The 26,884-nt window shown below is 65.0% G+C and carries 22 protein-coding genes, 1 tRNA gene and 7 pseudogenes; 16 read left to right on the top strand and 14 right to left on the bottom strand.

What is annotated here, in order from left to right; genetic code table 11:
- Positions 1 to 33 precede the first annotated feature (33 nt).
- The 6 genes and pseudogenes from E6W36_RS05690 (at position 34) to E6W36_RS05660 (ending at position 6,583) form a co-directional block, all read left to right on the top strand.
- Positions 34 to 1,581: a PAS domain-containing protein gene (locus tag E6W36_RS05690; protein ID WP_222874009.1), complete on the top strand. Its 1,548-nt coding sequence runs from the start codon at positions 34 to 36 to the stop codon at positions 1,579 to 1,581.
- A gap of 230 nt (positions 1,582 to 1,811) precedes the next feature.
- Positions 1,812 to 2,579, top strand: coding sequence for an NAD-glutamate dehydrogenase domain-containing protein (locus E6W36_RS05685; protein WP_222874008.1), 768 nt, complete (start codon positions 1,812 to 1,814; stop codon positions 2,577 to 2,579).
- Positions 2,555 to 3,262 (top strand): NAD-glutamate dehydrogenase domain-containing protein, encoded by a 708-nt coding sequence (locus E6W36_RS05680; protein ID WP_222874566.1) that lies wholly within the window; start codon positions 2,555 to 2,557, stop codon positions 3,260 to 3,262. Before E6W36_RS05685 ends, E6W36_RS05680 begins: the two co-directional genes overlap by 25 nt.
- Entirely contained in the window at positions 3,190 to 4,002 is an 813-nt protein-coding gene (locus tag E6W36_RS18190; protein ID WP_342776813.1) for a hypothetical protein, read from the top strand. The genes E6W36_RS05680 and E6W36_RS18190 overlap by 73 nt, the downstream gene beginning before the upstream one ends.
- A pseudogene (locus tag E6W36_RS23055) lies at positions 3,953 to 6,395 on the top strand (NAD-glutamate dehydrogenase domain-containing protein). Before E6W36_RS18190 ends, E6W36_RS23055 begins: the two are co-directional and overlap by 50 nt.
- On the top strand, positions 6,350 to 6,583 hold the full coding sequence (locus E6W36_RS05660) for a hypothetical protein (RefSeq protein WP_222874004.1): 234 nt from the start codon (positions 6,350 to 6,352) through the stop codon (positions 6,581 to 6,583). Before E6W36_RS23055 ends, E6W36_RS05660 begins: the two are co-directional and overlap by 46 nt.
- Before the next feature lie 147 nt (positions 6,584 to 6,730).
- On the opposite strand, the gene E6W36_RS20425 is transcribed toward E6W36_RS05660, so the two are convergent.
- The 7 genes and pseudogenes from E6W36_RS20425 to rlmB all read right to left on the bottom strand — a co-directional run bounded on the left by E6W36_RS20425 (position 6,731) and on the right by rlmB (position 13,405).
- On the bottom strand, positions 6,731 to 6,868 hold the full coding sequence (locus E6W36_RS20425) for a hypothetical protein (protein ID WP_342776812.1): 138 nt from the start codon (positions 6,866 to 6,868) through the stop codon (positions 6,731 to 6,733).
- Positions 6,869 to 6,900: 32 nt separating this feature from the next.
- On the bottom strand, positions 6,901 to 7,953 hold the full coding sequence (locus E6W36_RS18180) for a TonB-dependent receptor domain-containing protein (protein WP_281277464.1): 1,053 nt from the start codon (positions 7,951 to 7,953) through the stop codon (positions 6,901 to 6,903).
- Positions 7,954 to 8,377: 424 nt separating this feature from the next.
- Complete coding sequence (locus tag E6W36_RS18175) at positions 8,378 to 8,968, bottom strand: TonB-dependent receptor plug domain-containing protein (RefSeq protein ID WP_246048178.1); 591 nt, start codon at positions 8,966 to 8,968, stop codon at positions 8,378 to 8,380.
- Positions 8,969 to 9,323: 355 nt separating this feature from the next.
- A pseudogene (gene hslU / locus E6W36_RS05650) lies at positions 9,324 to 10,660 on the bottom strand (ATP-dependent protease ATPase subunit HslU).
- Entirely contained in the window at positions 10,653 to 11,207 is a 555-nt protein-coding gene (hslV, locus tag E6W36_RS05645) for an ATP-dependent protease subunit HslV (protein ID WP_246048177.1), read from the bottom strand. The pseudogene hslU and the gene hslV overlap by 8 nt, the downstream one beginning before the upstream one ends.
- Positions 11,208 to 11,407: 200 nt before the next feature.
- Entirely contained in the window at positions 11,408 to 12,514 is a 1,107-nt protein-coding gene (locus tag E6W36_RS05640; protein ID WP_222874002.1) for an ArnT family glycosyltransferase, read from the bottom strand.
- Between the two features lie 183 nt (positions 12,515 to 12,697).
- On the bottom strand, positions 12,698 to 13,405 hold the full coding sequence (gene rlmB / locus E6W36_RS05635; protein ID WP_222874001.1) for a 23S rRNA (guanosine(2251)-2'-O)-methyltransferase RlmB: 708 nt from the start codon (positions 13,403 to 13,405) through the stop codon (positions 12,698 to 12,700).
- A 178-nt stretch (positions 13,406 to 13,583) separates the two neighbouring features.
- On the opposite strand from rlmB, the gene E6W36_RS05630 reads away from it, so the two are divergent.
- From E6W36_RS05630 to E6W36_RS05615, 5 genes and pseudogenes are all read left to right on the top strand, one after another.
- A tRNA-Tyr gene (locus tag E6W36_RS05630) sits at positions 13,584 to 13,669 on the top strand.
- Positions 13,670 to 13,754: 85 nt separating this feature from the next.
- The gene (locus tag E6W36_RS05625; RefSeq protein ID WP_222874000.1) at positions 13,755 to 14,039 is read left to right on the top strand and encodes a hypothetical protein; all 285 of its coding nucleotides are present in this window, start codon (positions 13,755 to 13,757) and stop codon (positions 14,037 to 14,039) included.
- A gap of 17 nt (positions 14,040 to 14,056) precedes the next feature.
- Positions 14,057 to 14,368: pseudogene (locus E6W36_RS23050) on the top strand (DNA methyltransferase); the annotation flags it as partial.
- Positions 14,369 to 14,565: 197 nt separating this feature from the next.
- Positions 14,566 to 15,285 (top strand): DNA-methyltransferase, encoded by a 720-nt coding sequence (locus tag E6W36_RS05620; protein WP_222873999.1) that lies wholly within the window; start codon positions 14,566 to 14,568, stop codon positions 15,283 to 15,285.
- 4 nt (positions 15,286 to 15,289) lie between these two features.
- Positions 15,290 to 15,433, top strand: coding sequence for a hypothetical protein (locus tag E6W36_RS05615; RefSeq protein WP_222873998.1), 144 nt, complete (start codon positions 15,290 to 15,292; stop codon positions 15,431 to 15,433).
- A gap of 201 nt (positions 15,434 to 15,634) precedes the next feature.
- Here the strand turns inward: E6W36_RS05615 and E6W36_RS05610 are convergent, their stop codons facing one another.
- Both E6W36_RS05610 and E6W36_RS05605 read right to left on the bottom strand, forming a co-directional pair.
- The gene (locus E6W36_RS05610; RefSeq protein ID WP_246048176.1) at positions 15,635 to 16,954 is read right to left on the bottom strand and encodes a glutamate--cysteine ligase; all 1,320 of its coding nucleotides are present in this window, start codon (positions 16,952 to 16,954) and stop codon (positions 15,635 to 15,637) included.
- A 131-nt stretch (positions 16,955 to 17,085) separates the two neighbouring features.
- A pseudogene (locus tag E6W36_RS05605) lies at positions 17,086 to 17,831 on the bottom strand (16S rRNA (uracil(1498)-N(3))-methyltransferase).
- 107 nt (positions 17,832 to 17,938) lie between these two features.
- Here E6W36_RS05605 and E6W36_RS18170 point away from each other — a divergent pair.
- The 4 genes and pseudogenes from E6W36_RS18170 (at position 17,939) to E6W36_RS23040 (ending at position 20,605) form a co-directional block, all read left to right on the top strand.
- Entirely contained in the window at positions 17,939 to 18,142 is a 204-nt protein-coding gene (locus E6W36_RS18170; RefSeq protein ID WP_246048434.1) for a hypothetical protein, read from the top strand.
- Positions 18,075 to 18,719: a 4-hydroxybenzoate octaprenyltransferase gene (locus E6W36_RS05600; protein ID WP_246048267.1), complete on the top strand. Its 645-nt coding sequence runs from the start codon at positions 18,075 to 18,077 to the stop codon at positions 18,717 to 18,719. Before E6W36_RS18170 ends, E6W36_RS05600 begins: the two co-directional genes overlap by 68 nt.
- Before the next feature lie 557 nt (positions 18,720 to 19,276).
- The gene (locus tag E6W36_RS23045; protein WP_246048175.1) at positions 19,277 to 20,026 is read left to right on the top strand and encodes a PmbA/TldA family metallopeptidase; all 750 of its coding nucleotides are present in this window, start codon (positions 19,277 to 19,279) and stop codon (positions 20,024 to 20,026) included.
- Positions 19,975 to 20,605, top strand: a pseudogene (locus E6W36_RS23040) (metallopeptidase TldD-related protein). The gene E6W36_RS23045 and the pseudogene E6W36_RS23040 overlap by 52 nt, the downstream one beginning before the upstream one ends.
- A gap of 352 nt (positions 20,606 to 20,957) precedes the next feature.
- Here the strand turns inward: E6W36_RS23040 and tkt are convergent.
- The 5 genes and pseudogenes from tkt to E6W36_RS05570 all read right to left on the bottom strand — a co-directional run bounded on the left by tkt (position 20,958) and on the right by E6W36_RS05570 (position 25,889).
- Positions 20,958 to 22,901: a transketolase gene (gene tkt / locus E6W36_RS05590; protein WP_222873997.1), complete on the bottom strand. Its 1,944-nt coding sequence runs from the start codon at positions 22,899 to 22,901 to the stop codon at positions 20,958 to 20,960.
- 202 nt (positions 22,902 to 23,103) lie between these two features.
- Positions 23,104 to 24,293: pseudogene (gene queG / locus E6W36_RS05585) on the bottom strand (tRNA epoxyqueuosine(34) reductase QueG).
- Positions 24,274 to 24,946 (bottom strand): annotated as a pseudogene (locus tag E6W36_RS05580) (glutathione S-transferase family protein). The pseudogenes queG and E6W36_RS05580 overlap by 20 nt, the downstream one beginning before the upstream one ends.
- Positions 24,947 to 24,993: 47 nt before the next feature.
- Complete coding sequence (locus E6W36_RS05575) at positions 24,994 to 25,233, bottom strand: hypothetical protein (protein WP_222873996.1); 240 nt, start codon at positions 25,231 to 25,233, stop codon at positions 24,994 to 24,996.
- A 59-nt stretch (positions 25,234 to 25,292) separates the two neighbouring features.
- On the bottom strand, positions 25,293 to 25,889 hold the full coding sequence (locus tag E6W36_RS05570; RefSeq protein ID WP_222873995.1) for an Lrp/AsnC family transcriptional regulator: 597 nt from the start codon (positions 25,887 to 25,889) through the stop codon (positions 25,293 to 25,295).
- A 118-nt stretch (positions 25,890 to 26,007) separates the two neighbouring features.
- Here E6W36_RS05570 and phhA point away from each other — a divergent pair, with 118 nt between their 5' ends.
- Positions 26,008 to 26,856, top strand: a complete 849-nt coding sequence (gene phhA / locus E6W36_RS05565) for a phenylalanine 4-monooxygenase (RefSeq protein ID WP_222873994.1) — start codon at positions 26,008 to 26,010, stop codon at positions 26,854 to 26,856.
- Positions 26,857 to 26,884: the final 28 nt, after the last annotated feature.

Here is a 26,884-nt window from a genome sequence, read left to right as displayed (position 1 = left end):
TGAGCAGGACCAGGCAACAAGGATGGCGACCCAGTGATGCATCAGCCGTCTCCTGTCGATACGCACAGTTCGGATCATGAGGCTCCGGACCCCGCGGCTTCGGCGCTGGATGAACGCCGCCTGACCATGCGGGCGTATCTTTACTGGCAATCGTTGCTGAACGGGCGGTTGTTCCCGTCGGTTGCCGATCTTGACCCGCGCGCTGTCGAGTCTTTCAGCGATCAGTCCATCCTTCTCGATTTCACCCAAGGCCCGGAAGCGCCGATCCTGCGTTTTGTCGGCAAGTCGCTGCGGGAGGAGAGCGGCATCGAGCAGGGTGTCCTCAACCCGGCCGATATTCCGACCCGTTCGCTGATCTCCCGCCTGACGGCGCATCACCTGGAAATTCATGCGAACCTGGCGCCGGTCGGATTCGAAGCGGAGTTCGAGTCGCCACGCGGCGTCCTGACCAAGTACCGCGGCATTCTGCTGCCGCTCTCCGACGATGGCCAGACCATCAATTTCATGTACGGGGTCGTATCCTGGAAGGATGAAGCGCTCCTGCACGGCGCATCGGCGGCAGGACCCGCCGCCTCGGACGTGGAGGCAAGCGAGGCGCTGGAGTTGACAGGGGCGCTCGACGAGGACGTGCTGGACCTCTCGACGCCGGTTGAGGAGGCGTCGCTGGACGACGACGACATCGAGGCGCTGCTGCTCAGCGTCCCCGCGGGGCGGCGGCAGGAGCCTGCGGAAGCTCTTGCGCCTGAAGACGCACCCATGATGGAAACGCCGGCTGAAGACGGGGCTGACGAGCCCCTCGACCTTGCGGAATTTCTGGCGGAGGCCGATACCGCTCACCAGGCCGCGCAACCGGAAGACGCGAGTCTGGATGACACCCCGGAACCCTTGGTGCCCATGGACGAACTGCCGGCGGGGCTGGAGGATGATCTCGAATTGTCCGCGCCGCGCCCTGCCGGCGAAGAGGTCTTGGCGGAAGAGACGCTGGACCTCGGTACCTGGGCGCAGATCGCAGACACGGACGATGTAGAAACCGTTGACGACGGCGTCGAGGATCTGGTCGGCAAGCTGGAGCTGGCGCAGTTGAAAGCCGCCGCTTCCCGCTCCTCGGATCACCGCTCGCGCACGGCGCTCTACCAGGCGCTCGCCGAGGCGCATGATTTTGCGCTGGCCGCATCGACTGCGCCGCACGCATACCAGCGGCTGCTGGAGGCGGCTGGCCTCAAACAGCAATTGCGCGCGCCCTTCACGCCGATCACCAAACTCGTGTTCGGGGAGGATTACGACAAGACCCGGCTGACCGAGTTCGCCGCGTCGCTCAGCTATGCGCACCGGGAGGGCGTCGGTGCTGGAAACTTCCTCGATTTCATCGAGAATTTTCCGGGCGGCCTAAAAGGCATTGTGCAGGCGGAACGGACGGCGCGCGCGCAGGCGATGGGCAATCGCCGCACCGATACAATCGAGGGGATGCGCGATGTACTGCGGCGCATGCCCGCGATCGCCACCATCGATGGCGCGTCGATTCCGGACCAGGATGAGTTCGCGCTGGTGCTGGTTCGCCGGCCCGCTGGAAAACACGGTTGAGGTTATCGGCTCCGTTCCCGGCGCATCCCGCATGGCGGAGGCAGCGGCCAAGAGGCTCGCGGCGCAGCACCGAAAACCACAGCCGGCGAAAGAGATTAGCAGCATGCGAGATGCGCTTGAGGGCGCAATAAACGTGTCGTAACGCAGAACAAGATTTCTGGGTCGACGGGCTTGATGCGACTTTCAAGGCCACGGCACAGACCAGAATGGAAATGCGGCTGGAGACAACGATGACTGCATCCGGGTTGAGTGGGGAGCGCGCAGCGGCGGCGGAGGCGGCGCTTTCGCGGCTGGACGGAGCGGCTGCGGCGGAGGTTAAACCCTTCCTGAGCGCCTGGTTCCAGCCGTCTGCAACCGGCGAGCTGGATGAGCTGGACGGCAATGACATCGCCCGCATCGCCCTGTTGCTGAGTGCGCAGCAGCGCTACCGGAGGCCCGGTGAGACCCTGGTGTCAATCGAACCCGTGGTTGCAACCGAGTCCGTGGCCGGTCGGCGACGGACCCGCCTCGTGGTCATCAACGACGATACGCCGTTCATCGTCGACTCTGTCGTCAGCGAACTAAGCGGGCGCGGCCTCGCGATGGACTGCCTGCTGCATCCGGTGGTCGATGTGACGCGCGACGCCGAGGGCAAGGCCTGCGCCGCCGTTCCTGCACAGGCCGGGGTCGCCCCGGCGCCGGACGCGGTGCGGGAGTCGGTGATCTATGTGGAGTTCGAGCCGACGACGGCGCGTGCGCGCACGGAAATCAAGGCCGCGCTTGAGGAGGTCCTGGCGGATGTTCGTCGATGCGTCGCGGGCTGGCGGCCGATGCTTGCGGACATGCAGGCGGCGATCGAGGATCTGCGCCAGTATCCCCGCGCGAAGGCGACGCGCAGGAGGCGATCGCGTTTCTCGAATGGCTGTGCGCGGACAATTTCACATTCCTTGGCAGCCAGGTCATCGATTACGGCGACCGCGACGCGCCGCCAACCGTGCATCCCGGTCATGGCCTGCTGACCGACCCGAATTATCCGCTCTGGCGCGGCATGCGCGGCGTCGCCGATCTGCCGCCGCAACTCAGCCAGTTCCTGCATGCGGCGGAGCCGATCCTCATCACCAAGGCCAACGCGATGTCCCACGTGCACCGGCGGGTGCATCTGGACTATATTGCGGTCAAACGATTCGACGGCGCCGGCCAACTGGTCGGAGAGCGCCGCTTCGTCGGCCTGTTCACCTCGACGGCCTATGCGACCAACCCGCGCACCGTGCCGGTGCTGCGTGGCAAGGTTCAGCAGGTGATTGCGCGCTGCGGCTTCGATCCGCGCAGCCACGCCGGCAAGGCGCTTGTGCATGTGCTCGAGCAGTTCCCGCGTGACGAGCTGTTCCAGATCGATGTTGACCTGTTGGAGCGCACGGCGATCGGCCTGCTGTCGCTGATGGACCGGCCGCGCCCGAAGCTGTTCGTGCGCCACGACCGTTTCGAACGGCATGTCTCGATCCTGGTCTATGTGCCGCGCGACATCTACCGCGCCGACCTGCGCAAACGGATCGGCGATATGCTGCAGGGGCCTATCATGCCCCGGTCGCAATGTTCTCCGTGCGGCTGGATGACGACAGTCTGGCGCGTGTGCATTTCATCCTCGCGACCGACCCCGGCAAGATACCCGATATTTCGACGGAAATCCTGGATGCGCAGTTGACGGGCCTTGTGCGCGGGTGGGACGACCAACTCGAACTGACGCTGGAGGATCGCTTTGGGGCAGAGGCGGCGCTGCGGCTGACCACCACCTACGGCAAGTTGTTTTCGCCCTCTTATCGCGCGCAGTTCAGCGCGATCGAGGCGGCGCAGGACATCGGCTACCTGACCTCGCTGGCCTCGCCCGCCGAGCGCGGCGTGCACATCTACAAGCACATCGGCGACCGCCCGGACCAGCTGCGGGTGAAGATCTACCGTCTCGGCGAGATCATTCCACTGTCGGAGGCGGTGCCGCTGCTCGAGGCCTTCGGCCTGACGGTCATGGAGGAATACCCCTTCGATCTGGATGGCGGGGCGCTCGGCTGGATTCACGACTTCCTGGTGACCGACCGCGGCGGCCAGCCGATCGACCTCGAAGCGGTCGGCGAGCGCCTGCGCGCCGCTGTCGAGGCGGTGCTGGAAGGCCGGGTGGAGAACGATGGCTTTCATGCACTGGTGCTCTCCGCCGGCCTCACGCACCGCCAGATCAGCTGGTTGCGCGCCTATAGCCGCTATTTGCGCCAGACTGGCCTCGCCTACGAGGCAGAGACCGTGTATGCTGCGCTGCGCAATTACCCGCGCCAGGCGGCGCAGTTGGTCGCGCTGTTCGAGGTGTTTTTCGGGCACGCCGGACAGCGCAGCGCAGGAACAGCAGATCGTCGCGGCGTTCGAGGACGCGCTCACCGATGTCTCCGCGCTCGATGACGACCGGATTCTGCGCCGCTTCCTCGCCGCCATCCGGGCGACCGTGCGCACCAATGCATTCCAGGATCCGGAGCCGGAAGCGCTCGCCTTCAAAATCCGCTCCGCCGAGATGCCGGACCTGCCGCCGCCCGTGCCCTATATGGAAATCTTTGTGCATTCGCCGCGGGTGGAAGGCATCCACCTGCGCGGCGGCAAGGTCGCGCGCGGCGGCCTGCGCTGGTCCGACCGGCGGGACGACTTCCGCACGGAAATCCTGAGCCTCTTGAAGGCGCAGATGGTCAAGAACGCCGTGATCGTTCCGGTCGGCGCGAAAGGCGGTTTCTTCCCGAAGCAGTTGCCACCGCCGACCGACCGCGAGGCGTTCCTCACCGAGGGGCGGGAGGCCTACAAGGTGTTCGTGCGCACGCTGTTGAGCGTCACCGACAATCGCGTGGGTGAGGAGATCGTGCCGCCGACGGGCGTGGTCCGGCTGGATGGTGACGATCCGTATTTCGTGGTCGCGGCCGACAAGGGCACGGCGACCTTCTCCGATACCGCCAACGCCATCAGCCTGGATGCGGGCTTCTGGCTCGGCGATGCGTTCGCCTCTGGCGGCAGCCAAGGCTATGACCACAAGAAGATGGGCATCACCGCGCGCGGCGCCTGGATTTCCGTCGAACGGCATTTCCGTGAAATGGGGTCAATGTCGCCGTCGATCCGATCGACGTCATCGGGGTCGGCGACATGTCGGGCGATGTCTTCGGTAACGGCATGCTGCTCAGCCGGGCGATCAGGCTGGTGGCGGCGTTCGACCACCGCCACATCTTCCTTGACCCCAATCCGAATCCGGAGGCGAGCTTTGCCGAGCGGCAGCGGATGTTCGATCTGCCGCGCTCGTCCTGGGCGGATTATAACCCGGGCCTGATTTCACCGGGTGGCGGCGTGTTCCCGCGCTCGGCCAAGGAAATTCCGCTCAGCCCGGAAATCCGTGCCATGCTCGGGATCGCCGACGCGGTGCTCGATCCGATCACGCTGATGTCCGCAATCCTGAAAGCGCCGGTCGACTTGCTCTGGCTGGGCGGCATCGGCACCTATGTGAAAGCATCGGACGAAACCCACGCGCAGGCCGGGGACAAAACCAACGATGCCGTGCGCGTCGATGCGGGCGAACTGCGGGTCAAGGTGATCGGAGAGGGCGCCAATCTGGGCGTCACCCAGGCCGGACGGATCGAATTCGCCCGGCGCGGCGGACGCATCAACACGGACTTCATCGACAATTCGGCGGGCGTCGACTGTTCGGACAATGAGGTCAACATCAAGATCCTGCTCGATCCGATCATGAGCGCCGGGCGCATGACCCAGGATGTGCGCAACGATCTGCTGGTGTCGATGACGGACGACGTCGGGGCCATCGTGTTGCGGGACAATTACCTGCAGACGCAGGCGATTTCCGTCGCGCAGGCGGCCGGCCTCCAGGCATTGCCGGCGCAACTGCGCTTCATGCAGCGCCTGGAGCAGTCCGGTCACCTGAACCGCAAGGTGGAAGGCCTGCCGACCGATGCGCAGGTCACCACCCGCCAGCTCGCCGGCGAGGGCCTGACCCGGCCGGAACTGGCGGTGCTGCTATCCTACGCCAAGATCAACATCTTCGAGCAGTTGCTGGACAGCGCCGTCCCGGACGACCCGAGGCTGGTTGAAGACCTGGAGATGGCCTTCCGCAGGTGCTGGTCGACCGGTTCGCGAACGACATGCGCACGCACCGCCTGCGCCGCGAACTGATCGCCACCAAGCTTGCCAACGCCATCGTCAATCGTGGTGGCATTACTCTGGCGTACGATCTTGCCGAGGAAGCCGGGCGCGAAGTCGCCGATGTGGCGTCCGCTTTCGTACTGACGCGCGAAGCCTACGACATGCGCAATTTGTGGCGGTTGATCGACTCCTACGACTATCAGATTCCGGCGGAAATTCAGACCGCGCTGCATCTGGACGCGGCACGCGCGCTGCGCCTGCACATGGAGGATGTGCTGCGCTATGCGCCGCGGCTCATCGGTGCCGATACGCCCTGGCTGCGCGACGGCATTTCCAGCCTGCGCCGGCAGTTGCTTGACCTGCTCGCGGATGCCCCGCGCGAGGAATATCTTGCGCATCAGCAGCGGCTGGCAGCGCTCGGCGCGCCCTCGGATGTCGCGGAACAGATCGCCCAGCTTGCCGCGATGGACGGCGGCGTTGGCGTCGTGCTCATCGCGCATGATTTCCAGGCCGAACCGGCGGAAGTCGCGCACGCCTACGGCCTGCTCGGCGAAGCGCTGATGCTGGGCTGGGCGCATGGCGCCGCCAAGACCCTTGCCCCGCCGACCCGTGGGAGCGTTTGCTGGCGGCCAGCGTCGTCAGCGACTTCGAGCGGATCCGGCTGACCCTGATCGAGCAGCTCTGCAAGCAAGGCGGGCAGCCGCCGCTTGTTGCCGTCAAGTCCTGGCTGAGCACCGAAGAGGCCACGGTTCTGCGCGTGCTCGCCAAGGTGAAGGCCGTGCGCGCAAGCGAGCCCGTGACGACGGCCAAGCTGACCCATCTGGCCAACCAGGTGCGCCTGCTGCTCGGGTAAGGCCGCTCTGTGTTTTGTTTTGCCGCGATTTCTTAACCAGAAGATGAGTCCATCTGCTTGGAAATCGCTCTATAAAAGCGCCGGCGAACGCGGGGTTCGCCGGCGGATAGGTGGGGCGAGCAGCCCTGCTGCGTTTGTCCTTTCCCCTTAAAATTTAATACGACCAGTAAGCCCGAAGGTGCGGGGCTGGTTGGTGTTGAACGCCAGGCGTGCGCGCCCACCGCGCTCCCTATCAAAGCCAAGCTGGGCGTTCTCGTCGGTCAGGTTGTTGATGTAGAACGTCACGCCGACATTGTTCGGGAAGTCGATGCCGGCGCTCAGATTGACCAGTTGATAGCTGTCCAGCTCCAGATCGACCGTGGTTGCCGAATTGGCTGGCGCCCGCCGAACGGCAGGTTGTGGACGAAGGTGCGCGGGGTGTCGATCTGGTCGCCCGGCTGGGTGAAGCGCGTGCCGACATGCTGCACGGAGGCGTTCACATAGGCTTCGGTGTCCGGCGCGACTTCGAAGGAATAGTTGATGCTGGCTGAAATCTGGAACTTCGGTACCGACGCCAGGCGGTTGCCGTTGGCGACACCGCCGATGATGTCGTTGGCTAGACCGCCGCGAATGGTCGAATCAAACTCCGCCTGTTGCAGGTTGCCGGAAACGCTGAAGTCCAGCCCTTCCAGCGGCGAGGTGGTCAGTTCGAATTCGACGCCGACGGCGTGCGCACGCGGCACGTTGAAGCTGATCCGCGAGGAACAGGTGCCGGCATCCACCGTCACCTGCAGGTCACGGATGTCGGAATAGTAAGCGGCCGTGTTGAACGTGAAGCCGTGACCGGAGCTTTTCAACCCGACCTCGTAGTTCCACTGCTTCTCGTCGCGGTAGGTCTGGAAGCCGCCGAAGGTCTGCAGGTCGCTACCCGTGCACAGCGGCACGTTCAGCGGGTCGTTGACGCCGCCCAGGCGGAAGCCGCGCGCGGCCTGCGCGTTCACCGTCACTCGATCGGTCAGGTCGTAGCTGACCAGAAAGCGCGGGGTGAACCCGCTCGATTTGGTCGTGTCGAGACGATCGCGCACGGAGTCTGCGAACAGGCCGGCGAAGGTGATGGTGCGTTCTTCGCGGAAATCATAGTAACGGCCGCCCGCCGTCACCTTCAGCTTGTCGGTGAACTGATAGCTGGCCTCGCCGAAGCCCGCGATCTGCCGAATGTCGTAGGTCAGGGCCGAGTTGAACGGCGAATCCGGGCCGAAACTGGTGCCGGTGTAGGTGCTTGCCGCGACGCCAGCGCCGAGGGTGGAGTCGGTGAAGGCGTCATATCCCGGGGTCGGCAGGGTCTGGCCGTAGTTGCGGTCGACGGTCGAATAAAGGCACCGAACACCCACTGGAACGGGCCTGAGCCGGTTGAGGCAAGGCGCAGTTCCTGTGTGTACTGGTAGAGTTTGGTGGCGTCGCGAAGGTTGGAGGGTAGCAGAACCCCGGCATCCGGGAAGCCGAGGTCGACCGACACGCTGCCGGTCAAGGCGCTGGCGTCGCGGCTGACCAGAATGTCGCGGTTGGTGTAGCTGGAGACGGACACCACCTCGAAATTGTCGAGCGCCAGATTGACCACGGCGTCAGCGATCACAGTGCGGTCGCTGAAGCCCTCGTCAAGCAACAGGAACTGCTCGCGCTCGCCAAGCTGTACCGGCGGACGGGTCGTGGTGAACGGGTTGGCGTAGAGGTTGTAAACGTCTTCACGGTTGAAGCCGTCGTACGTCTGCTTCTGATAGATCACGCGCGGCGTGATGGTGAGGCTCTCCGTCGGCTTCAGGGTGATGGCGATGCGTCCGCCATAGCGCTCGCCGGAGTTGACGTTGCTGTCAGTGCTGCCGTCTTCACGGAGCGCATCGATATAGCCGCCGTAGCGGGTGTAATAACCGACGGCGCGCACGGCGACCTTATCGGTGACGATCGGGACGTTGATCGCCCCTTGATGTGGCCGCCGACTCCGCCGCCACCGGTCACGTTCACATTGCCTTCGGCCGAACCCTCGAACTTGTCGAGTTTGGGTTGATTGGTGATGTAGCGGATGGTGCCGCCGATCGAGCCGGAGCCGAACAGCGTACCCTGCGGGCCGCGCAGCGTCTCGACCCGGTTGAGGTCATAGAAGTCAAGGTCCGGCGTGAATAGCGACAGCGAGATCACCGACTCGTCGATGTAGATGCCGACCTGTTCCTTCACGCCCGGCTGGTCGCGCACGATCTGGCCGGCCGAGGTGCCGCGGATCGAGACTTGGCTCTGGCCCGGCCCGAGGTTCTGGATCGTGAGGCCTGCGACGTTGCGCGACAAATCCTCGATGCTGTTGGCATTCAGCCGTTCAATATCCTTGGACGTCAGTGCGTTGATGGAGAACGGCACGTCCTGAATGGTTGAGGCGCGTTTCGTCGCTGTGACGATGATCTCGTCGAGGATTTGAGTGTCAGAATTATCTGCTGTGGAGCTCTGCGCATGCGCTTGTGCGCAACCAAGCATCACCGCAAGTGCGGATGCGCCGCATACGGCGTGCAGCGCCGGTTAGTCATATAGTTCATGAGTGTCTCCCTGCCCTATGTCATTTGGGGCGATTGCGCCCGGTTGGCGGAGACTATGCGCGCGTTAACTGTTGTCAAAGCAGGAAACCATTCCCGCGGTTCGTTGAATTGGCCGGGATGTAATGTTTTTGCCGCCTGTTGTGCCGGAGACACATTTTTGTGTGCTAAACCCCATCATAACGTCATAAAATAAATCGGCTGAGGTCGGTGTCGCCGGCCAGGCCGCTCAGGCGCGCGGTTACATAGGCGGCATCGATCGCCAGCGTGTCGCCGGCGCGCTCGCTGGCCTCGAAGCTGATTTCCTCCAGCAGCTTTTCCATGATCGTCTGCAGCCGCCTGGCACCGATGTTCTCCACCGTGTCGTTCAACTGGGCCGCCGTCGCCGCGATCGCCTCGATGCCGTCGCGGGCAAAGTCCAGCGTCACGCCTTCGGTCGCCATCAGTTCGCGGTACTGACGGATCAGCGAGGCCTCGGTATCGCTGAGGATGGCGATGAAATCCGCGCGGGTCAGCCCCTTCAGCTCCACGCGGATCGGCAGCCGCCCCTGCAGTTCCGGCAGCAGGTCGGAGGGCTTGAGAGATGGAAGGCGCCGGACGCGATGAACAGGATATGATCCGTCTTCACCGGGCCGTATTTGGTCGCGACCGTCGTGCCCTCGATCAGCGGCAGCAGGTCGCGCTGCACGCCCTCGCGGCTGACCGAGCCGCCGCGCACGTCCGAGACCGCGATCTTGTCGATCTCGTCGAGGAACACGATGCCGTTCTGCTCGGCCGAGAGGATTGCCTCGCGCTGGATCGCGTCCGTGTCGAGCCGCTTGTCGGACTCCTCGGCAATCAGCAGGTCGCGGGCCTGGTCGACCGGCATCTTGCGGCGCTTGGTGCGGCTGCCCAGTGCCTTGCCGAGCATGTCGCCGAGGTTGATCATGCCGACCGAGCCTCCGGGCATGCCGGGGATGTCCATGGCCGGGAACGGCGAGGCGGTGTCGGCGACCTCGATCTCGACCTCACGGGCATCGAGCGCGCCGTCGCGCAGCATGGCCTGGAATTTCTGCCGGGTGGCGTCAGACGCATCCTTGCCGACCAGTGCATCGATCAGCCGGGCCTCGGCCGCCGCTTCTGCCGGCTCGCGCACCTGGGTACGCCGGGCCTCGCGCACCAGCCGGATCGCTTCCTCGACCAGATCGCGGATGATCGAATCCACGTCACGGCCGACGTAGCCGACTTCGGTGAACTTGGTCGCCTCGATCTTCAGGAACGGCGCGCCGGCCAACCGGGCCAGCCGGCGGCTGATCTCGGTCTTGCCGCAGCCGGTCGGCCCGATCATCAGGATATTCTTCGGGTTGACTTCCTCGCGCAGGGCCTCGGGAAGCTGCTGGCGGCGCCAGCGGTTGCGCAGGGCGATCGCCACGGCTTTCTTCGCCTCCGCCTGGCCGACGATGTAGCGGTCAAGCGCGGCGACGATCTCGCGCGGGGTCAGGGCGGCGGCGCGCTCTGGGGAGACGGGGTCCGGGTTAAGCATCAAGGCTCTCGATCGTCAGGTTGCCGTTGGTGTAGACGCAGATGTCAGCGGCGATTTTCATGGCCTTGCGGGCGATGGCCTCGGCGTCGAGCTCGGTGTCGATCAGGGCGCGGGCAGCCGCCAGCGCGAAGTTGCCGCCGGAGCCGATGGCGATCAGCCCGTCCTCCGGCTCCAGCACGTCGCCGGTACCGGTCAGCACCAGGGAGGCAGTCTTGTCGGCAACCGCCATCATCGCCTCCAGACGGCGCAGATAGCGGTCGGTGCGCCAGTCCTTGGCCAGCTCGACGCAGGCGCGGGTCAACTGGCCTGGGTAGCGCTCCAGCTTGGCCTCCAGCCGCTCGAACAGGGTGAAGGCGTCGGCGGTTGCGCCGGCGAACCCGGCGATCACGCTGCCGCCGCCCAGAGGGCGCACCTTGCGGGCATTGGCTTTGATGACGGTCTGGCCCAGGCTCACCTGGCCGTCGCCGGCCACCACCACGCGCCCGTCCTTGCGCACGCTGAGGATGGTGGTGCCGTGCCACTGCGATGCATCGAAGGGATTGGTCACGAAACGCTCCTGTTGGGAGAGCGTCATATGGGGCGGTCTCCGCCGCCCGCAAGCCCTCCACTGCGACGCATCAGCGTCCAGCCGCCTGCCAGCATGAGGAACGGCATCGCTGGAAAATGATAGCGAATCTGGCCGGAAAAGCCATGCACACCAGCGTCGTGAACACGGCAAACAGGCTGAGGTAGAGCAGCGTCGCGCGCTCAGGGTCGCCCGCAGCCACCCGGCCAGCCCGGACCACAGCCCCGGCAGCGCCAGCAGCAGAATGAGGCCGTAAAGCCCTGGTTGGCGATGCGCAGCCCCTTCAGCACGGTCGCGTGCGCCGTATATTGCCCCTCGTGGGCCCAGAAGCCCTCGCCATCGACCAGCCACAGCTTCAGGGCTTTCCTCGGCAGCAGGGCGGCGAACTGGCCAGGGTTGTCCGCGATCCAGGCGCGGGCGGCGGCGCGGGTCGCCTGGTCCCATTCCACCTGCCGCGCGATCCGGTCTTCGAACGGGACCGGCAGGCTGTAGATCAGCGGTTTGAGTGCCGGGTTGGCGTACATGTTCGTCGAGCCGCCGTCGGCGATGTCGTTGTTGCCGTCCAGCAGGGTCGGGCCGCCATTGGTCGAGATCAGCACGAAATGGCCCAGCTGTTCCGCGTTGCGCAGCGACCACGGCAGCACGGTCGCAAACATCACCGCGTAGAGCAGCGCGCCGCCGGCAAGCAGCGACCAGCGGCGGTTGGCGCGCTCGAGCAGCGCCATGGCGATCAGTACGCCGAGCGGAAAGGCCGTGGTCTGCGCCTTCACGTAGGTGGCAAACCCGAGCACCAACCCGGCGAGCGCCAGATTGGCGAGCCTTGGCTCGCGCAGCATCAAGGCCATGCCGCCGAGGATCAGCGCGGTATACACGACCTCGGAGAGGGCTTGCCCGGTGTAGACGATGTGGTTGGGGTAGAGCGTCAGCGCCAGTTGCGCAAACCGTATGCCCGCCGCCGGTATGCTCACCCGGCGACCGATGACGCCGAGCAGCCAGAACGTCGCCAGCCCGGCCGCGAGATTGAGCGCAATGATGGTCAGCGGCATGGAGCCCGTCAGCCAATAGCCCCCGGCCAGCAGCGCCGGGTAGCCGACCGGCCAGTAAGCGGTCGGGTGGCCCTGCTCCTGATAGCCGAGCCCCGCCACCATCTCGCGCGCGCGGTCGACGTAGAAGGCGCTGTCCGACACCGGGGTTACCGGGAACAGCAGCGCGACACCCAACCGCAACACGACGAACAGGATCAGGCACAGCGGCAGGAACCGCCTGTCGGTCAACCAGCGTGACAGCATTCGTGTTCCCCATGTCGCACATATCAAACCCTCTGAAACGATATTACCTCCCCTGGCGGGAGAGGGAGGTCGTGCGCCAGCACGACAGGGAGAGGGGCTTGTTCCCACAGATACCCTCACCCGGCTCGCTATGCTCGCCACCCTCTCGCCGCTTGTGGGAGAGGGATTGGCGTCCTTCGCTCATTAAAAGCGCCGGCGTGCGGCGTACAGCGCGATGGCCGCCGCGTTGGAGACGTTGAGGCTCTCGACGCCCGTGCGCATGGGCAGGCGCGCAAGCTGGTCGCAGTGTTCGGCGACGTTGCGGCGCAGGCCCTCGCCTTCCGCCCCGAGTACAAGGCAGGCGCGCGCGTCACCCAGCGCCTCCTCAAGGGACGCATCCGCCGCACCGTCGAGCCCCAGCCGCCAGAAGCCGGCCTCGGCGATTTCCTCAAGCGCGCGGGCGATGTTGGTCACCCGTACCCAGGGAATAAGCTCCAGGCAGCCGGATGCCGCCTTGGCGAGCGCACCGGTCTCGGGCGGACTGTGCCGGTCCTGGGTGATGACGGCGGCGGCATCAAGGGCGGCGGCCGAGCGCAGGATCGCGCCGACATTGTGCGGGTCGGTCACCTGGTCGAGCACCATGAGGCTTTGAGCAGGCCCGGCCCCGGCGAGAACATCGCCGAGCCACACCGGCTCCAGCGGCGCGGTGTCCAGCACCAGGCCCTGGGTCGGTGCGCCATCCGGCACCAGGCGTTTCAGGTCGGCGGCGTCGCACACGGTGATCGGCCAGGCGGGATCGAGCACGATCTCGTCCAGCGCCTCCTTGGTGCCGTGCAGGCGCTTCTTGATCCGCGCCGGGTTGTCGAGGGCGGCATGTACCGCATGACGGCCATAGAGGCGTACAGCGTCCATACCGGTGGGCTTGCCGGTCCGGGCAAGCCGGGTCCGGCGCTGGTGCGGCCACCGCTGCGGCCTGAGTCTGGTGCGTTCCTTCGAGTCATATCGCCATTTGACTCGTTCGGCGTTGACAGGAAAGAGCGAATCCATCACTAGCGACTGCCTTTCGCATCATAGCGAATTTGCCCCGTGTGGAGGGGTGGCCGAGCGGTCAATGGCAGCAGACTGTAAATCTGCCGACTTCACGTCTACGTTGGTTCGAATCCAACCCCTCCACCACTTCTCCTGTAATCGTTGCATCGTCGGTTGCGCCGTCCCCGGTGGCAGCTATGGTGCATCATGAGGCAGCGCAACGCGGGCAATCATGGGCAACGAACTCTATTACGGCGACAATCTCGACGTGCTGCGGCGCAAGATCCCCAGCGCGAGCGTCGACCTGTGCTACATTGACCCGCCGTTCAATTCGAAGCGCAACTATTTCCAGATTTACAATAATCAGGGCAGCGAGGATCGCGCGCAGGCGCAGGCGTTCGTCGACACCTGGAACTGGGGCGACGAAGCGGTCGAGGGGCTGGACTACATCCTCGACATCGAACGGCTGAACCCGCGCGCGGGGATACGGGCTGGACCGAGCAGACGGTCGAGCTGATCCGCGGCCTTGAAAAGGTGCTCGGGCGCGGATCGCTGCTCGCCTATCTGGTTCACATGACGCTCAGGATTGTTGAAATCCACCGGGTGCTGAAACCCACCGGGAGCTTCTACCTCCACTGCGACCCGACCGCCTCGCACTATCTGAAGCTGGTGCTGGACGCGGTGTTTTGTGGGCAGGGTGGTGATTTCGCCAGCGAAGTCATTTGGCAACGCACGACGCCAAAAGGATTGGCTTTCACCCGCTTTGCCTCAAATCACGATACCATTCTAAGCTATAGAAAGAGCCCATCATTCGTTTGGAATGTCGAGCACAAGCCACATTCTCGGGAATACCTCGAGCGATACAACTTGATCGACGAAGCGACAGGTCGTCGCTTCCAAGCGACCTCGCTGCTCAACCCCAATCCGGATCGCCCCAACCTTACTTATGAGTTCGGCGGTCATCTGAAGGTCTGGCGTTGGACTAAGGAGCGGATGGAGGAAGCGGCCGCGAACGGCGAAATCTACTTCCCACCCGGGGCGGGGTGCCTCGGCAGAAGCGCTGGCTTGATGAGCAGGAAGGCGTGCCCCTCAATGACGTGTGGGTCGACATTCCACCGATCAACTCCCAAGCTCAGGAGCGCCTCGGCTACCCCACCCAGAAACCCGAAGCGCTACTCGAACGCATCATCAAGGCGTCGTCGAACGAAGGCGATACCGTGCTCGATGCTTATTGCGGCTGCGGCACCACGGTCGCGGTCGCGCAGCGGCTGGGGCGGCGCTGGATCGGGATCGACATCACTTACCAGTCGATTGCTCTGATTCTTAAGCGTTTGCAGGATCGCTATCCCGACGACTGGCCCGCGATCGAGGCCAACATCAAGCTCGATGGCGTGCCGCGCGATCTGGACAGCGCGATGGCGCTCGCCAACCGCAAGGACGACAAGACGCGCAAGGAGTTCGAGAAATGGGCGGTGCTCACCTTCTCGAACAATCAGGCGCGCATCAACGAGAAGAAGGGGCGGACGGCGGGATCGACGGGATCGCCTATTTCCTGCTCGACAAGGATACCAACGGCAAGGCGATCTTCCAGGTCAAATCGCGCCCCGGAACACGCGGCGACCTTGCCACGCTCAATTCGGATCGGCAGCGCGAAAGGCCGAGTTCGGCTTCCTGATCTGCACCTCGCTCCCGACCAAGCCCATGCGCGACGAAATCGCAGCCGCCGGCAAGTTCCGCCACCCGCTGCTCAACCGCGAGGATGACCGGTTGCAGGTAATCACGGTCGCTGAACTGTTCGACTATGACGGCAAGCCCGGCAAACGGCTTGACCTGCCGATGGCGCGCACTGATGCAGTGAAGTCCGCCGCCGCCAAGGGCGACGAGGACCGGCAGGCCGCACTGGATTTGTAGAGCAACGGACTGCTGCCAAGGTCCATTGATCGGAATCTGCACCCCCTTCCGTTTGGCGGATGGGGTTGTACCAAGCTGCGATAAGGTGGACTCATTCTCCCTCCCCTTCAGGGGAGGGACGGGGTGGGGCCTGTCAGGCTACTTGTGTCCAATATCCTCCCCAACCCCTCCCCTGAAGGGGAGGGGCTTGATCAGCGGGCTCTAATAGCTCTGTTCGGCGTAGGCTTGGGTGAGGTCGCCGGCCCAGCGGCCATGGTACAGTTCCAGCAGGGTGTCGGCAGGCGTCTTGCCGGTCTCGACCACATCCCACAAAGTATTGAGGAAGCCCTGCTCGCTGCCGCCGCTCTGGTCGTGGCGCGCGCGTGCCTTGAGGCCGGCGTCAGCGATCCGCAGCACATCGCGAGCGACATCGCGAACGCTGCGCCCGGCGATCTCGGCTTTCAGCCCCAGGCGCGGCACCGCGTCGCGCAGCGCCTGCTGCTCGGCCGGGGTCCAGTGCTTCACCAGGTCCCAGGCAGCATCGAGCGCCGCCTGATCGTAGAGCAGGCCGACCCAGAGCGCGGGCAGGGCGCAGATGCGCGCCCAGGGACCGCTGTCGGCGCCACGCATCTCGAGATAGGATTTCAACCGCACTTCCGGGAAGGCGGTCGAGAGATGGTCCTTCCAGTCGCTGAGGGTCGGCAACTCGCCCGGCAACGCCGGCAGCGCGCCGGCCATGAAGTCGCGGAACGACTGGCCGGCGGCGTCGATGTACGTGCCGTCGCGGTAGACAAAATACATCGGCACATCGAGCATGTAGTCGACGTAGCGTTCGTAACTGAAGCCGTCCTCGAACACGAAGCCGAGCATGCCGGTGCGCTGCGGGTCGGTGTCGGTCCAGATGTGGCTGCGGGTGGACAGGAAGCCGTTGGGCTTGCCCTCGCTGAACGGCGAATTGGCGAACAGGGCCGTCGCGATGGGTTGCAATGCCAAGCTGGTGCGGAATTTCTGCACCATGTCGGCTTCGGTCGCATAATCGAGGTTCACCTGCACGGTGCAGGTGCGCTGCATCATGTCGAGGCCAAGGCTGCCGACGCGCGGCATGTGGCGCATCATGATGGCGTAGCGGCCCTTGGGCATTACCGGCATTTCGTCGCGCCGGTCGATCGGCGTGAAGCCGAGGCCGAGGAAGCCAAGGCCGAGTTCTTCGCCGACGGTCCGGCACTGCTGGAGGTGCGCGCCGACTTCGCTGCAGGTCTGGTGCAACGTTTCCAGCGGTGCGCCGGACAGCTCGAACTGGCCGGCGGGTTCCAGGCTGATCGACGCCATGCCCTGCTGCAGCGCGATGACATTGTCGCCTTCGACCACCGGCTGCCAGCCGAAGCGCTCAAGGCCCTTCAGCAGGGCGCGGATGCCGTTCGGCTCAAAGTAGCTCGGGGCTTCAGGTCGCTGGTGCGATACACGAACTTCTCGTGTTCGGTGCCCAGCCGCCATGCAGCCTTCGGTTTTCCCCGACGCGAGGTGCGCGACCAGATCGGCCATGCCTTCGATCGGGCGTTCGTTTTATTCTTGGGGCTCGGTCCACTCATGCTCTGCCGTTAGTCGAGCGCAATGACCGCTGCAAGCGGGCCGAGCAAGGCAAGCGGGCAACGGACTGTTTCGAAAGGCAGGCGTCAGCGCCAGTCGCCAGCGAGCGCTTGCCAGGCCGCCAGCGCTGCGACGGCCGCTGTGTCCGCGCGCAGAATGCGTGGCCCGAGCGAGACGGCGGTCGCCTGTGGATGCGGGCGCAGCAAGTCGCGCTCGGCGGGGTGAAACCGCCCTCCGGTCCGATCAGGATTGCTGCCGGCGCGTCGAGTGGCACCATGCCGAGCGCGGCCCCGCCGGTCTCGTCGCAGAACAGCAGGCGGCGCTCCGTTGGCCAGGCGTTGAGCAGGGCGGGAAGCCTGGCGAGCGGCGCGATCTCGGGAATGTGCGTCCGGCCGCATTGCTCGGCTGCCTCGATCATGTGCTGGCGCAGCCGCTCGTCCGCGAGCCGATCGACGATCGTGCGCTGGGTCATGACCGGCACGACGCGGGCCACGCCCAACTCGCAGGCCTTCTCGATCATCCAGTCGATCCGCCCGCGCTTGATTGGGGCGAAACAGAGCCAGAGGTCGGCGGGCGTCTCGAGCGGCCGGGTTTGCGCCGCGGTGCGCAGCAGGGCCGCCTTGGCGTGGGCATGCATGATTTCTGCGCGCCACTCGCCGGTTTCGCCGTCGATCAGCAGGATCTCGTCGCCTTCCTGCAGGCGGAGCACCGTGGCGACGTAATGGCTTTGCGCCCGTTCAAGCGTGATCTCCAGGCCCTGCGCGAGGCGCTGCGGCACGAACAGGCGTTGCAGGGGCGGGTATCGCTCATCCCGCCCTGTTAGTGCGTGCATGCGCTTGCGTACAGTCGCACGTTCGACAGTTGTGCATCCGGCGCTATAACCGCATCGCCATGCCAAACCTAGCCACCCCCGACGCCGAGACCAGTTGGATCGACCGCATGCCGGCCGCCGTGCGCCCATATCTCCGCCTGTCCCGGCTTGATCGCCCCATCGGCGCCTGGCTGTTGTTCTGGCCCTGCATCTGGGGCCTGCTGCTGGCGGCATTATCAAGCGGCTCGGCGTCGCTGGGGAGGGATACGGCTCGCCTGCTGGTTCGCGCTTGGCAGCGTCGCCATGCGCGGTGCCGGCTGCACCTGGAATGACATTCTCGACCGCGACCTGGATGCACAAGTCGCCCGCACACGGTCGCGGCCGCTGCCGAGCGGCCAGGCGACGCCGAAGCAGGCGCTGGCCTGGACCCTTGCGCAGTGCCTGGTCGGGCTGATCGTGCTGCTGCAACTGAGCCGGCTGGCGGCGCTGGTGGCGCTCGGCTCCATTCTGCTGGTCGCGGCGTATCCGCTGATGAAGCGCATCACCTGGTGGCCGCAGGCGTGGCTGGGCCTTACGTTCAACTGGGGCGCGCTGGTCGGCTATGCGGCGCTTGGCGGCGACCTGGCGACGCCGGCCCCGTGGCTGCTGTACCTGGGCGGCGTGTTCTGGACGCTCGGCTACGATACGATCTACGCGCTGCAGGACAAGGAGGACGATGCGCTGGCCGGCGTCAAATCCTCGGCCGGGCCTTGGGGCCGCATGCGCGTCGGGGCGTGGCGCTTTTTATGTTGCCAGCGTGCTTTGCATGGCGGCGGCGTTCGAATCTGGGGTCGGTTGGGCGGCGACTGCCTGCCTGCTGCCATTTGCCGCGCACCTCTTCTGGCAGGCGATACGTTTGTCGGTGGATGATGCATTCGTATGCCTTCGATTATTTCGCGCGAACCGCATCGCCGGTGCACTTCTCGCATTGACCTTGGGGCTTTTGTTGACGTTTACGTAAACGTGCCGAGGCGAGCGCGGAGCAGGATCGGCATACAAAGGAATGAATTACAAAACGTAGAGCGAAGATGAAAGAAAATGATAAAATCATTGAAATCGCTTGTGTTTCTCCATGAAAGCGCAAATGTGATTTTCCTGCGGCCGGCCAGGGTCCAACCCTGTTCGCGCCGTTGAACGGAGTGTCCCCATGAGTATAAGGCGTACACTCTAAAGTAGAAAAATCTCGCCGAATTTCTGCTGTAAAGGCAGAAAGACGTGCAGTGCATTTGCGTACCGTTGCGTAGCGTATTCCCCGCACCGGCTGGGGCGTTTTACGGGCAATGTATTGCATATCGGCGTTTCTGATCGGCCGGTCACGTAAGAGCGCAAGCTCGCGGTTTCCCCTACCCTCAGCCGTGTGACCGGCCGGTCACCAGATTCGGCGCCGTCGGCTTGCCGGCCTGCCCACACCCGGCTATCCACCGGATATGATCGATCAGGACACTTTGCTCTCCCTCGCGCATGACCTGGTGTCGGCGGCGCGGCGCGCTGGCGCGGAGGCTGCCGAAGCCAGTTGCGGATTCGACGCCACGACCAGCGCCAGCGTGCGCCTCGGCGCGGTTGAGGATCTTACGCGGGCCGAGGCCGCCGATATCGGCCTGCGGGTTTTCATCGGCCAACAGTCGGCGCGCGTCTCGGCGTCCGATCTGTCGGCGTCAAGCCGCGCGGCGCTTGTCGAGCGCGCGGTCGAAATGGCGCGGGCGACGCCGCCGGACCGCTTCGCCGGCCTCGTGGACCCCGCCCTCCTGGCGCGCGGGCCGCTGCCGGCGCTCGACCTTGCCGACGATACCGCTCTGGCCGCCGAGGCAATGGTTGAGCTGGCGCGCGAGGCGGAAGATACGGCGCGCGCCGTGCCAGGGGTCACGAATTCGGAAGGGGCTGGGTTTTCCCGCGCTGAAAGCCTGCATGCCTATGTCAATTCCCATGGTTTCGCGCATGCCGAACGGCGGACGAAATTCAGCCTGTCGGCCAGCGTTCTGGCGGAGTCCGGGGCCGGAAAGCAGCGCGATTATGCCTATCACACGAGCAGATTCCTCTCCAATCTGGACACGCCGGCCGCAATCGGACGGCTGGCGGGGAGCGCACGGTCGCGCGCCTCGATCCCGTCAAGCTCGCGTCGGGCACCATGCCGGTGGTATTCGATCCGCGCGTTTCCGCCAGCCTGCTCGGGCACCTGATCGGCGCGATGAGCGGGCCGGCGATCGCGCGCCACAGCAGTTTTCTGATCGGCAAGCTGGGCGAGCGTGTTTTCCCTGAGAACATCGTGATCCTGGAAACCCCCATGACCAGCGCGGGTTGCGCTCGCGCGGCGTCGACAGCGAAGGGGTTGCAACCCGTCAGCGCGCGTTGATCGAGGCGGGCCGGGTGACCGGCTGGCTGGTGGATGCGGCGTCTGGCCGGCAGCTCGATATGCCCCCACAGGGCATGCGGCGGGCGGCGGCGTCTCGGTCGCCAACCTGGCCCTACTTCCCGGTATGCAAAGCCCGCAGACCCTGATGGCGGACATCGATCTGGGGCTTTACGTGACGGAACTGATCGGCATGGGCGTCAACGGCGTGACCGGCGACTACAGCCGCGGCGCCAGCGGCTTTCTGATCGCTGGCGGCGTTCTCGCGCAGCCGGTCGCGGAGATCACCATCGCAGGCCACCTGCTGGACATGTACGCAACGTTACGCGCTGCAAATGACCTTGATCGGCGCACCGGTATCGACGCGCCGACCGTTCGCCTCGAGGGCATGACAATCGCGGGGAATTAGCAAATGGAGGCCCCGGGCGCGGAGAGAGGGGAGGTTGCACCCGGGGCCTTCCGTTGTATGAAGCTGTCAGCCGTCGTTGGGAGGTAACGAGGGGGCGTTCAGAGCGGCCAACCTGCTTCACGTACAACCTAATGGTGTAATGCTTAATTTCTGGTTAATGACGGCTCCGGAATCCACGGGAGTCTTAAAATTACAAATGAAATCATAGGCATCTATCGAGCAAAAAGCACACGTTTTTTCTGCGGCACCTCGCTCGCCATCTGCGTTGCCTGCTTGCGACGAATCGTTTTTTGAGGCCAGGCCTACATAACAGCGCCGGGCAATTCCGGATTTTACGCATTTTCGCAATGCTTCAAATCAACCCTTTGGCTTTATTGGCAATCGCCTGCACTGTGATGCCGAATTCGGTAAACAGGCGTTCAGCAGGGGCCGATGCGCCGAAGCCGGTCATGCCGACAAACGCCCCCGAGTCGCCCACAATGCCTTCCCAGCCGTCGACAACTGCGGCCTCGACTACAACCCGCGGTGCTGTACCGAGCACAGCTTTCCGGTAGGCGGCGTCCTGCTCCTGGAACAGGTCGCGGCATGGCATGGAGACCACGGCCGCCGCGATCCCGTCGGCGGCCAGCAGGTCAGCGGCCTGGCATGCCAGCATCAGCTCGGAGCCGGTGGCGATCAACGTCACGGCGCGATTGCCGTCGGCGTCCCGAACCACATAACCGCCGCGCGCGACCAGATTGCCGTCGTCTTGGCGGGTCGTCAGTTGCGGCAGGCCCTGGCGGGTCAGCACCAGGACGCTCGGGCGGGACCGCTCAGCGAGCGCCACCGCCCAACTTTCAGCCGTCTCGACGGCGTCCGCAGGGCGCAGCACCAGCAGGTTGGGGATCGCCCGCAGCGCCGCCAGGTGCTCGACCGGCTGGTGGGTGGGGCCGTCCTCGCCGAGGCCGATCGAATCGTGGGTGAGCACGTAGATCACGCCCAGCCCCATGAGCGCAGACAGCCGCATCGCCGGGCGCATGTAGTCGGAAAACACGAGGAAGGTGCCGCCATAGGGAATGAAGCCGGTGTGGGCCGCCAGCCCGTTCATGCAGGCGGCCATGCCATGCTCGCGCACACCGTAGTGCAGATAGTCGCCGGCATAATGGTCGCGGCTCACCGGCACGTGGCGCTTGACCAGGGTGCCGTTCGATCCGGTCAGGTCGGCCGAGCCGCCGAGCAGCGACGGGCAGGCCGGGATCAGCGCTTCCAGCACCTTCTGGGAGGACTGGCGGGTGGCGAGCTTGGGCTTGTCGGCCAGGAACTGGGCGCGCGCCGCCATGGCCGCATCGATGCCGGCATCGACATCGTCGCCGAGCGCCCGCCAGAAGGCGTCGCGCTTGTGGTGGGCCTCGACCCGTGCGTCCCAGGCTTTGCGGGCGTCCGCGCCAGCCGCGCCGGCAGCGCGCCAGGTGGCGAGCGTTTCAGCCGGCACTTCGAACGGTGGCAGGGTCCAGCCGAGTTCCTGGCGCAGCGCAGCGATCTCGTCCTTGCCGAGTGGACTGCCGTGGACATGGTGGGTGCCCTGCTTGTTCGGCGCGCCCTTGCCGATCACGGTGCGGCAGGCGATCAGGGACGGCTTGTCTGTAAGTTGCTCGTTGCGGATCGCAGCCTCGACCAGGTCCGGGTCGTGGCCGTCGACGCTGGCGACCGACCAGCCCGCCGCCTCGAAGCGCGCCAGCGTGTCCTCGGAGGTCGAGAGCTCGGTATCGCCGTCGATGGTGATACGGTTGTCGTCCCACAGCACGACCAGCCGGTTCAGGCCCAGATGCCCCGCAAGGCTGATCGCCTCCTGGCTGATGCCTTCCATCAGGCAGCCGTCACCCGCGATCACATAGGTGAAGTGGCTGACCAACTCGTCGCCGAAGCGGGCGTTCAGCATCCGCTCGGCAAGCGCCATGCCGACCGCAGTGGAGATGCCCTGGCCAAGCGGCCCGGTGGTGGTCTCGACGCCCGGTGTGTGGCCGTATTCCGGGTGGCCGGGCGTCAGGCTTCCCCACTGGCGGAAGTTCCGTATCTGATCGAGGGTCATGGCCGGACTGCCGGTCAGATAGAGCACGGAATAGAGCAGCATTGAGCCGTGGCCGGCGGACAGCACGAAGCGGTCCCGGTCCGGCCAGTCGGGCGCGGCGGCGTCGTATTTCATGATCCGGCTGAACAGCACGGCCGCGACATCGGCCATGCCCATCGGCATGCCCGGATGGCCGGAGTTCGCCGCCTCGACCGCGTCGGCGCTCAGCATGCGGATGGCATTGGCCATGCCTTCAAGGAGCAGGAGTCATCGTGTGCGGCGTCGGTCATGTCAGCGGTCCTTGGGGGTGGGCACTCGGCACGCTGATTAGAGCAACGGACTTTAAATCTGCAACAGGCTGATGGCATGCTCATAGCAGATTTAAAGTCTAAAGTTGCTCTATGTACCTAGAATCTAAAGCATCTTTTCCCCTTAAACGCGACGCTGCGCTCTATCCCAGCCTCAAGTCGCATTTAAGGGGAGATGCTAGCGCAGTCTGCGCCGATTGCGACCGAATATTCCAGTACGCAGTCATCGCCCATTCGTGACGGACCGTTTCGTCGGCCTCTCGTGGCAGATGGCGCGCTGCCAGCGCCTCGAAAGCGTCCCGGTCAAGCAGTCGGCTTGCCGCCCAGACCGCCGCGCCGCGCACCAGGGGCAGGGTCGTTCAGCAACCGCATGACGGGTGGCGCGAGCAGCGGATCGGCGCTGTTGCCGGCGGCAATCAGCACGTTGCGCAGGAACCGATCCCGGCCGGTGCGCTTGATCGGCGAGCCGGCGAAAATGGTCCGGAACGTCGCATCGTCAAGCGCCAGCAGGTCGGCGAGCAGCGGGGCGGTCAGTTCGGCGCGCGGCGCAAACGCGGCCTCGCGGCTGGCCAGCGCGAATTTGTTCCAGGGGCAGACCGCCAGGCAGTCATCGCAGCCGTAGACGCGGTTGCCGATCGCAGCGCGAAATTCGTGCGGGATCGGCCCCTTGTGCTCGATGGTGAGGTAGGAAATGCAGCGCCGGGCATCAAGCGTGTAGGGCGCGGGGAAGGCGTTCGTCGGGCATGCGGTCTGGCAGGCCGTGCAGCGGCCGCAGCGGTCCGGGTGAGGCGAGTCGGGCTTAAGCGCCAGAGTCGTGTAGATCGCGCCCAGAAACAGCCACGATCCATGCTGGCGCGACACCAGGTTGGTGTGCTTGCCTTGCCAGCCGAGCCCGGCGCGTGCCGCCAGCGGCTTTTCCATCACCGGGGCGGTGTCGACGAACACCTTCACGTCGCCGCCGAAGGCGCCACGATTTCCCGCGCCAGCGCCTTCAGGCGGCGCTTGAACGCATCGTGATAATCCTGGCCCTGCGCATAGACCGAGATGACGCCGACCTCCGGCTGCGCGGCATGGCGCAGGGGTCAAGATGCGGCGCGTAACTCATGCCAAACATGATGACGGAGCGCACATCCGGCCACAGGGTGCGCGGGCTTGCGCGTTCCTCGGTGCGGCCCTCCAGCCAGAGCATGTCGCCGTGATGGCCAGCCGCCAGAAATTCCGCCAGTCGCGCTTTCAGGGCCGGGTCATCATCGGCCGGTGCCACCCCAAGCGCGTCGAGGCCGTGGCGGCGGGCGGCGTCCTCCAGCCAGTCCCTAGAAATCGAGGGCGTCATAGTGGGCCGGCGGGGAAATGCCGGGCATCCGCTCGGCCAGAAGCGGCCGGAAGCTCGGGCGCGACTTGATGGCCGAATACCACTGCTTCACCTGCTCGTGCGGTCGCCAGTCGATGCCGCCCAGATAATCGATGACCGACAGATGCGCCGCCGCTGCGATATCCGCGAGCGAGAACATGTTGCCGGCCAGCCAGCGCCGGTGGTCCAGCAGGAAGGCGAGGTAATCCAGGTGCTGGTCTGCGGTCTTGATGGCCTGGCGCAGGGTCGCGGGGTCCGGCGGCGCCTTGTGCACCAGCCGGTTCAGCATGCGCTCCCGCATGACCGGGATGCCGACTTCGGCGTAGAATTTGGTGTCGAACCAGGCGGCAATCCGGCGCACCTCGGCGCGCTCGCGCGGGCGGAGCCGATCAGCGGCGATTCCTCGAACATCTCGTCGAGAAACTCGATGATCGCCGCCGAGTCTGGCAGGGCGATATTGCGGCTGGTCTCGACCAGTACCGGCGTCTGCCCGGCCGGGTTCAATGCCAGGAAGCTGTCCTTCTGTTCCCACGGGTAATCAAGCGCGAGCTCGGCGGAGATGTTCTTTTCCGCCAGCACAAGGCGTACTTTGCGCGAGAAGGGGCAGAGGGAAACTGGTGCAGGCGCCACGTCATGTCTGACGCATAATCGATTTCCCGGCCGGGTAAAGTCCCGCGCGGCTTTACTGCGCCGGCACCTGGATGATCCGGCTCTTCAGTTGCAGCTTGTATTCGGTCTGCAGGCCCTTCCAGGTCGTGCCGACTTTCTGGAACTGGCCGGTCCCGGCGGCGAGAATGCCCTCGCCGCTGGCGGCGTCCGCCGGATCGTAGAGGATCAGCGTGAAGGCGCAGGTGTAGACGTACGGCTTCACCTTGGTGCAGCCGGTACCCCGGATTTCCCGGGTGGCAGCGTTGGCCGGCACGTCGATCTTCCGGCTCTGCGCGAATTCGCCGTCGACCGAGAAGCTGACCTCCGCACGGCTTAGCGCCTCGGAGAGGCCGCGACTGTTCGGCGGCTCGTCGGCCTCCGCACAGGCGGCCAGAACCAGGGAGCAAGGCAGAGCAGCTTTCTCATGGTACTGATATAGGATGCGCGCCAGCGCCCGTCACCCTGATCGCGGATCGGCGTGCGGTGCGATTTCTTCACTGTCTCCAGAACCAGCATCGATTTCACGTCACGCACGCCGGGAATGCGCACCAGGGTCTTCAGCACGACCTGGCTGAGATGGTCGACGTCTTCGGCGAGAATGTGCAGCAGATAATCCATGTCGCCGGTGACCGCGTGGCAGGCCATGACGTTGGGCATGGCGCTAATGGTTTCATGAAAGCGCGCGGTGTTGGCATCGGTATGCGCTTCCAGGTTCACCTCGACGAATGCCTCCAGCCCGAAGCCCAGCGCACGGGCGTTGAGCCGTGCGCCATACCCTTCGATCACACCGGTCTCCTCCAGCCGCTTGATCCGCCGGCTGCACGGCGTGGCGGACAAGGCAATGCGGTCGGCGATGGTCGCAACCGGCATGCGTGCATCCTCTTGCAGCAGGGCGAGGATATTGCGGTCAAACTCGTCTAGTTCAGCCATAATACGCTAATTTCTCAGGTTATTTTAGTGAAATTCGCTTATTTCGACGTAACTCTTGGCGATTTTCGCACGCACATCAAGGGTGGAATATGCTATTGAGCGTATAAGGGAGAATTGCATGCAGAAGCCTCAGGTCGAGACCTCCACCAGCGGCTTGCGCGGCGACTACGCTGGCGCAGGGCCGGACTATGTGGTCGACCAGCGCCTTAAGGATTACACGCCCGAGGAGCATGCGCTGTGGCGCACGCTCTACACCCGCCAGAGCGCCTTGATGCAGGATTATGCCAGCGCCGAGTTCCGCGCCGGGCTGGCGCTGCTTGATGCCGGTGACGGCATCCCGGACTTTGCCGCCGCCAGCCGTCGTCTCTCCGGCAAGACCGGCTGGACCCTGGTCGCCGTGCCCGGTTTCATCCCCGATGATGTATTCTTCAGCCACCTGGCGGCGCGCCGCTTCCCGGTGACGCGCTGGCTGCGCATGCCGGAGGAGATCGACTACCTGGTCGAGCCGGACGTGTTCCATGATTTCTTCGGCCATGTGCCGATGTTGACCGACCCGGTATTTGCGGACTTCCTGCAGCTTTACGGCCGGCTTGGCGAGCAGGCGCTGGCGCTGGGCGCCCTGAAGATGCTGGCGCGGCTTTACTGGTATACGGTCGAGTTCGGGTTGATCCGGACGAACGAAGGCCTGCGCAGCTACGGTGCCGGCATTCTCTCCTCGGCGGGCGAGACGGTCTACTGCATCCAGAGCCAGACGCCCCAGCGGGTCGCGTTCGATGTGGAGCGGGTCATGCGCACGAACTACATGATCGACAGCTTCCAGAAGACCTATTTCGTCATCGACGGCACGGCGCAGCTCTTCGATGCGCTGCGGACTACGGATTTCGCCGCGCTGTACCGGCAATACCGCGACGAGCCGGGCTACGCGCCGGATGCGCAGGTGCCGGGCGACCGCCGTATTCATATCTGATAGCATAAGAATCATCGGGAGGATTTAC

The organism is Hankyongella ginsenosidimutans (assembly GCF_005144965.1).
Lineage (GTDB): Bacteria > Pseudomonadota > Alphaproteobacteria > Sphingomonadales > Sphingomonadaceae > Hankyongella > Hankyongella ginsenosidimutans.
Note: the sequence above shows the minus strand (reverse complement) of the source record. Positions and strands in the feature narration are given on the sequence as shown.

Coding starts and splice junctions, on each gene's coding strand:
- E6W36_RS05625 (WP_222874000.1), top strand. CDS start 13,755: ATGGGCAACGAACTCTATTACGGCGACAATCTCGACGTGCTGCGGCGC.
- phhA (WP_222873994.1), top strand. CDS start 26,008: ATGCAGAAGCCTCAGGTCGAGACCTCCACCAGCGGCTTGCGCGGCGAC.
- E6W36_RS18170 (WP_246048434.1), top strand. CDS start 17,939: ATGCCGGCCGCCGTGCGCCCATATCTCCGCCTGTCCCGGCTTGATCGC.
- E6W36_RS05640 (WP_222874002.1), bottom strand. CDS start 12,514: ATGCTGTCACGCTGGTTGACCGACAGGCGGTTCCTGCCGCTGTGCCTG.
- rlmB (WP_222874001.1), bottom strand. CDS start 13,405: ATGGACGCTGTACGCCTCTATGGCCGTCATGCGGTACATGCCGCCCTC.
- E6W36_RS23045 (WP_246048175.1), top strand. CDS start 19,277: ATGATCGATCAGGACACTTTGCTCTCCCTCGCGCATGACCTGGTGTCG.
- E6W36_RS05570 (WP_222873995.1), bottom strand. CDS start 25,889: ATGGCTGAACTAGACGAGTTTGACCGCAATATCCTCGCCCTGCTGCAA.
- tkt (WP_222873997.1), bottom strand. CDS start 22,901: ATGGCCAATGCCATCCGCATGCTGAGCGCCGACGCGGTCGAGGCGGCG.
- E6W36_RS05685 (WP_222874008.1), top strand. CDS start 1,812: ATGACTGCATCCGGGTTGAGTGGGGAGCGCGCAGCGGCGGCGGAGGCG.
- E6W36_RS05610 (WP_246048176.1), bottom strand. CDS start 16,954: ATGGCCGATCTGGTCGCGCACCTCGCGTCGGGGAAAACCGAAGGCTGC.